Below are 6954 nucleotides of genomic sequence, written 5' to 3'. Positions count from 1 at the left end.
GAGGTTCCCTGCGAGGTCATAGGTATAGGTTGTAAGCTGATTAAGGCTGTCTCTGACTTCTTTGAGCCTACTTCTCTGGTCATAGGTGTAGCTTGTCTGGTTTCCATTGGCATCTGTGATTGAAAGGGGTTTACCCATGATGTCGTAGGTGTAAGATGTTATGTTTCCGAGGGGGTCTGTTATTGTTGAGGGGTTTCCATACTGGTCATAGGTGATGTTTGTGGTATTTCCTAAAGCATCTGTAATCTGTGTTACAAGCCCCTGTGGATTTCGGGTTAAGGTCGTTGTTGCTCCAGAGGCATCGGTTATGGAGATTAGGTTTCCTTTGCTGTCATAGTTAAAATATGTAATATTCCCCTCCGGGTCTGTGATGGATGTTACCTGGTTGAAGGTGGGTTCATAGGTGTAGGTTGTTGTCCTCTGGAGGGTTGTCCCGTATGCTTCTGTCTTTGTTAGCACGTTGCCATTGGAATCATAGGTAAAGGTGGTTACATTCCCATTTCCGTCTGTCATGGATGTGATATTTAAATTATCATCGTATGTGTAGGAGACATTCCCCTGCCCGCATTTCTTGCACCCAGGGCCTGAGATGTTTGTTACATGGCTTTTACCTCCTGATTTGTCAATCGTATATGTGGTTACCCTTCCAAGAGAGTCTGTGACTGTTGACTGAGTGTCGCTTATATAACTTATTGTGAGCTTCTCGTTTGTCCCGTCTGCAGAGGAGGTGGTGGCTCTACATGTTGAGTCATAGGTATGTTTTTCTATGTAGTTCCCGTTTTCGTTCTTTATGCCTGTGAGATAATAACAGCTATTATCATACTCATATAATCTCTGGCTTCCATCAGGGTATGTTACATTCTGAAGCCTACCAGAAAGATATGTGTAACTTATTGCCTTTCCATCAGGCAGCGTTATCTGGGTTATCCTGCTATTAGTATCATAGGTGATATTTATCTCTCTGCCAGTAGGGTCTGTTATTTTAATAAGCTTATTGTTGCTGTCACGTGTAAAGGTTATTCTGTTTCCGTTTCTGTCAACTATTGCCGTAAGGTAACTATATTTATTGAACTCTTCCTTTGTCCCGTCATTAAATTCTCTTACAACTGAGTCGTCAGGCATTTTAACTAACTTGCTTCTTATCCCTTTAGGAAGTTCTGGTAGATAGATTTTATCGCCATCGTTATCCACATAGTAGACAATAGAACCATCTGCATTGATGACTTTATAGGTGGTTACTCCCCAGCCAATGGCCCTTGTATCAAAGCTATGCATGCGTTTAGAGCCAAACCCTCCTTTTCCTGTACTTTTACTATTGTAGTACCTCGTAAAGTTTATAGGTGTAACCCCCGAAAGAGAAAAATCCGTTTCACTGGTAAAGACAGTGCCATTGGCTACACTTACCGGCTTCCCAACTCTCGCTTTACAATCATCATCCTCAGGTTCAACATAGACATGTTTTTCTGTTTGTCTACAACTACCACCACAGCAAGCCCGCGCAACTATTTTTACCACCCCTGTTTTATTGGAGAAATCATATGGGAATGATACTGTGCCCCTTACTGGTAAGTTTGATTGCAGGCCTGCGTAGGGGACCTCCACCTGTCTATTGGCGCATGATCCTTCTGGACAGGTATTGCAGTCGTTGTATTTAAAATCGTATTGAACAACGATATCCTCAATGCCTTTTTTCACCCTTCCTTCAGGAGAAATTATCTCTACTTCCTTATCTGTTATTTCTGTAGCATAGGCATAAATTGGTCCTACACTTTTATAAACACAAACTCCGTTTGCATCGTATACTCCGCCTGAACTACCTGCCCACCACCACCAGGTAAAACCTTTTGTAGGACAGGCTATTTTACGCTCTCCATGTGCAACCCAGCCATATTCTCTAACTGAATAACAGTCATACGTTTTTGCTATAGTGGTAACAGGAGTATGACCTTCTGGTACGCAGTCAAAATCACCACTAAAGTCAGCATTTAGATGAATTATCCCATCTGAACCAAGTGTTGCAGTAAAAGTGCCTGCATTAGAGGGGTTGATATTTGGAAAAGCAATTGAGAATAAGACAATGCTAAAAAAGATAAAATACTTGAAAGATTTCATAAAATCCCCCCTGAAATAATCCCATCTGGATTCCCGCTTTCGCGGGAATGACAATACTTTGTGTCAGGCGAGACGCCTGACCTACCAGCTTTTTCTACATTTCCTTTACACACCCCTACGCCCCTCTTGATAGAGGGGAACGGGAAACGACAAGAAAAAGGCCGTGGCAATTCATGCCACGGCCTTCTATCTCATCGGCCTTTATACTGATAAGCACTAAGTCTGTCTGTCTGTCTGTCTGTGGAAACTGAATACCAAAACCCCTCCCCAAAAAGCTTTCAGTATGTAGAGCAAAGTTTAGTGAAAAATTAAAATGGTTGTCAAGATGTTATTTTTCCTTACAGTCCCCTGAGCCTTGTCATCTTCCTTACATTAGGAAAGGATTAAAGCAAATCTATATCCAGCTTTATATGTAATTCTTTAAGCTGTTTGTCTTCGACCTGAGATGGGGCATTACTCAACGGGCATACAGCTTTCTGGGTCTTTGGAAAGGCAATGACATCCCTTATTGAATGTGCTCCTGCCATTATCATCACGAGCCTGTCAAGGCCAAGGGCAATGCCTCCATGAGGTGGTGCACCGTATTCAAAAGCCTCAAGTAGAAAACCGAATTTTGCCCCTGCCTCCTCATCGCTTATGTTAAGCAAATCAAACATCTTTTTCTGGACATCTCTCCTGTGGATACGGATGCTTCCCCCGCCGATTTCATAACCGTTCAGTACAATATCGTATGCCTGTGCCCTTATCTTTGAGATGTCATCATTGCCACCTTTTAGAAAAAGATGTAAATCCTCCTCAACAGGGCTTGTGAATGGATGATGCATGGGCTCATACCGCCTCTCTTCATCATTCCATTCAAAGAGTGGAAAATCAGCAATCCATGCGAATCTATAAACATCATCCCTGATTAAATTAAGCCTCTTTGCAAGCTCAATCCTGAGTCTGCCGAGGGTTTCTGTAACAACTTGAGGGCTGTCTGCAACAAAAAGCAGTAAATCGCCTTCTTCGGCCTCAAACCTTTCAGCCAATCTTTTTAAAAGTTGCTCTGGAAAAAATTTCGTAATCGGAGATTCAATCCCCTGCTTGACTTTTACCCAGGCAAGTCCCTTTGCGCCAAAAGCCTTGACCTCCTCTGTAAGGGTGTCGATATCCTTCCTCGAATAATTGGCAAGCCCTTTTGCATTAATACCCCTGACCATACCTCCCTTTGACAGGGCGTCGAGAAAGACATTAAAGGAAGACTCCCGCGCAATATCTCCTATGTCTTTAAGCTCAAGGGAAAATCTCAGATCAGGCTTGTCTGAACCAAACCTGTCAAGAACCTCTCCATATGAAAATCTTTCAAAGGGGGTCTCAAGCTCTTTATCGAGGACATCTTTGAAAACTTTTTTAATCATTCCTTCTATTACACTGATAATATCTTCCCTCTTTACAAAAGACATTTCTAAGTCTATCTGCGTGAACTCCGGCTGCCTGTCCGCCCTCAGGTCTTCGTCTCTGAAACACTTCACTATCTGGTAGTAACGCTCAAATCCTGAAATCATCAGAATCTGCTTGAAGAGCTGCGGTGACTGGGGCAGGGCATAAAAACTGCCAGGATTCACCCTGCTCGGAACCAGATAATCCCTTGCGCCTTCAGGCGTGCTTTTTGTCAGCATGGGAGTCTCAACTTCAATAAAGCCGAGGCTGTCAAGGTAATCCCTTATTGACTTCGTTACACGGTGCCTCATAATAATATTCTTCTGCATAGCAGGCCTTCTCAGGTCGAGGTATCTGTATTTAAGCCTCAGGGACTCAGAGGCGTCTGTGTCATCCTCAACTAAAAATGGCAGGGGACTGGACTCATTCAGTATACTAAGCTCTCTGACAATGACTTCGATCTGCCCTGTTGGTAATGAAGGGTTTTCTGTGCCTCCCGGCCTTTTTCGAACTTCGCCTCTGATATACAGGGCGTATTCATTTTTTATTTCATGGGCAGCCTCGTGAGTATCAGGGCTTATTTCAGGGTTAAACACTATTTGCACAAGCCCTGTGCGGTCCCTGATGTCAATGAATATCAGGCCGCCGTGGTCCCGCCTCCTGTGAACCCATCCACACAGGGCTACTTCCCTGCTTACCTCGCTTTCTCTAAGTTCACCGCAGAAATGAGTTCTCAACCCGCCGTTCCTCTCCTGGAGAAATCTTGTGACCTGCCCATTACTTCTGTTTTGAATCTCTTTAACTCCTCAGCTGTAAAATAGCGATAGGAGCCAGGAGGCAAATCTTCGAGTTCAAGGCCATTAATCCGTATCCTCTTTAGCCTTATTACAGAATGTCCAATTTTATCAAGCATCCTTCTAATCTGCCTTTTGCGGCCTTCATAAATGGTCATCTCTATCCATGAATTGGCCTCTGCCTTTCTTATTCTCTTAACGCTGCATGGTGCAGTAAGGCCATCTTCAAGTTTTATCCCTTTCTCAAGTTTCATGACATCAGCATCATCCAATATCCCATCAACTTTTACGCTGTAAGTCTTGGGAATTTTCCTTTTTGGATGCAGGACTGCATTTGCAAGCTCTCCATCATTGGTCAGGATGAGAAGGCCCTCTGTGTCAAAATCAAGCCTTCCTACTGGAAAGACTTTGAACCTTATTCCTTTTAAAAGTTCCATGATAGTTGGCCTTCCTTCCGGGTCATACGTAGAAGTAATATATTTTTTTGGCTTATTAAGAATTATATAAACTTTGGGCTCAGGTCTACTGATAAGTCTTCCATCGACTTTGATATGGTCCTTATCAGGGTCTGCCTTCATACCGAGTGTCGCAGTCTTTCCATTCACCATAACCCTGCCCTCGAGGATCATTTCTTCGGCCTTCCTCCTTGAGGCAATGCCTGATTTTGATAGGATTTTTTGAAGTCTCTCTTCCATCTCACTTCTTAAGTGCCCGCCCTTACTGCTCACTTTTTTAGTGGCCTATATTATCACAAATTCTTGATTTTTTTCTGGATAGTGATATACTTTTAATATAACCAGCTACAAGCATATTCAATATTTCAAAGGAGGTGTTTATGAGGTCGATTATTAGAATAATTTCCCCTTTATTTTTACTGACCATTGTCCTGTATCTTGGTGGCTGTGTGGAAAGCATGGCCCAGCCAAAGGCAAAAGTGGATCCGGGTTTAGAGCAACAACTACCGCCATATAGCGGGCCAAAGGCTTCAGCTGCTGTGGCAAAGTTCGAGTGGAAGGTAGGCGCTGGTGGAGCCACAACCACCATCAGGGGCGTCGGAGAGCAGCCCATAACAATAACCCATGAGCACGCGGGTGTTATGAGCGGCCTGAGGGACATGCTTACAACGACCCTCGTCCAGAGCAGAAGATACAAGGTCCTCGAAAGGCAGGAGCTCGGTGCTATACAGGAGGAGATAGCACTTGGTGAAAAAGGCTATGTTGAAAAAAAGACTGCTGTTAAAAAAGGCAAGATTAAAGGTGCAGAACTGCTTGTTGTTGCTGCCATAACAGGATGGGAGCCAGGAACCGCGGGGACCGGTGGAGGCGTTGGCCTTGGAACACGGGGATTTCTTGGCGGCATAGTCGGTGGTGTAAGGAAATCCTCTATGGCTATGGATATCAGGATTATAGACACAGCCACATCTGAGGTTCTTGCAGCCACAAGGGTTGAAGGCGAGGCAACGGATGTAAACCTCGGTTTTCTTGCAGGTGGAATTATTGGAAATGTTGGACTCGGTGGCGCCCTGGGCACATATGCAAAGACACCAATGGAAAAGGCAATTAGGACATGTATCTACGAAGCTGCTAAATACATCATAGAGAATACACCGAGGGATTACTTCAGGTATTAATTGAAGATTCCCCGTCCCGAAGTATCGAGGCGGGGAATCTTCGAAATGTAAGGAATTATTACCTTTTATATTCGCTCGCTATGCATTTTAAAGAAAACCACAGAGGATACAGAGAGTGGTCCTATGTGTGTCAATTGCATTATTTGAGTTTTGGTAAGAGTTCTGCAAGACCCCTCGATGGAAGTCAGGATTTACAAAGAATGGGTTTCGCTAAAAGTCTCTACCTTTGTTTGAAGCGCTAAGACTGCCTTGCTCAGTTCTTCCGCAGAAGGATTAGACTCTGCGAGTTTGAGTAAGGTAAAGAGCTCTTTATTAAATGTATTCCTGAATTCTTCCTTATTTACCGACGTGGCGGTATTTATCATCTCAATAAGCCCGTTTACCTCATCAATAAAATTCTTCAGTCTCTGGTCGTCCCTCAGTCTTATCTTTAGCTTTTTATCAAAATGCCCTTTTTTTATAAACCTGATTTCTGAGAGGAGGCGGTCAAAGGGGCCAATGAAATAGCGTGTAAAAAGGACTGAAAGTACTACCACAAGGAATAGATAGCCGATAGCTATCAGCGCAAATGCAAGGAGACCATTGGTTATATAATCGCCGATGGTCTTTGAGAAAAATACCATCAGCACTCCGCCGAGGAGCGCCCATATAATTATGAAGGCAATCGAGAGCCTTATTTCTTTTGCAACGTAATGCCGCTGATATACTTTTTTAGGCTTCTCTTCCATCGGTTATTAAGCTATCACAAACCTGTGCAATTGTCAAAAATCAGTGGAGTTCCCCCAATTTTTTGTTTTTTTGTCCGTCATTCCCGCCCCGTATCAAGTACGGGGTAAACTCCGGCGGCAATCCAATCTTCTTCCGTCATTCCCGCGAAGGCGGGAATCCAATCTTCTCATGTAGTTAAGCTGTCATACAAATCCGCCCATTCGGGGTTATGTTCCTCAATAAGCTTGAGTTTCCATACCCGATTCCATTTTTTCATTTGCCTTTCCCTCG

Annotated in this window: 5 protein-coding genes; 1 reads left to right on the top strand and 4 read right to left on the bottom strand. The window is 43.7% G+C overall.

The annotated features are described in order from the left end of the window. The 3 genes from HZC12_09090 to HZC12_09080 all read right to left on the bottom strand — a co-directional run. On the bottom strand, positions 1-2112 hold a 2112-nt coding region (locus HZC12_09090), incomplete at its 3' end, for an RHS repeat protein (GenBank protein MBI5026856.1). 383 nt (positions 2113-2495) lie between these two features. Then, positions 2496-4325: an aspartate--tRNA ligase gene (gene aspS, locus HZC12_09085; protein MBI5026855.1), complete on the bottom strand. Its 1830-nt coding sequence runs from the start codon at positions 4323-4325 to the stop codon at positions 2496-2498. Continuing rightward, positions 4265-5020, bottom strand: coding sequence for an rRNA pseudouridine synthase (locus tag HZC12_09080; GenBank protein ID MBI5026854.1), 756 nt, complete (start codon positions 5018-5020; stop codon positions 4265-4267). The genes aspS and HZC12_09080 overlap by 61 nt, the downstream gene beginning before the upstream one ends. 140 nt (positions 5021-5160) lie before the next feature. Between HZC12_09080 and HZC12_09075 the strand changes: the two genes are divergently transcribed. After that, on the top strand, positions 5161-5955 hold the full coding sequence (locus HZC12_09075) for a hypothetical protein (GenBank protein ID MBI5026853.1): 795 nt from the start codon (positions 5161-5163) through the stop codon (positions 5953-5955). Positions 5956-6146: 191 nt separating this feature from the next. Here HZC12_09075 and HZC12_09070 read toward each other — a convergent pair whose 3' ends face one another. Beyond that, entirely contained in the window at positions 6147-6683 is a 537-nt protein-coding gene (locus tag HZC12_09070) for a hypothetical protein (protein ID MBI5026852.1), read from the bottom strand. Between the last annotated feature and the right edge of the window lie 271 nt (positions 6684-6954).

The organism is Nitrospirota bacterium (assembly GCA_016214385.1).
GTDB lineage: Bacteria > Nitrospirota > Thermodesulfovibrionia > UBA6902 > JACROP01 > JACROP01.
This window is presented reverse-complemented; position numbering and strand designations above follow the sequence as displayed.

Excerpts from the sequence above, each read along its gene's own strand:
- HZC12_09070 (MBI5026852.1), bottom strand. The coding sequence starts at position 6,683 with ATGGAAGAGAAGCCTAAAAAAGTATATCAGCGGCATTACGTTGCAAAA.
- HZC12_09080 (MBI5026854.1), bottom strand. The coding sequence starts at position 5,020 with ATGGAAGAGAGACTTCAAAAAATCCTATCAAAATCAGGCATTGCCTCA.
- HZC12_09075 (MBI5026853.1), top strand. The coding sequence starts at position 5,161 with ATGAGGTCGATTATTAGAATAATTTCCCCTTTATTTTTACTGACCATT.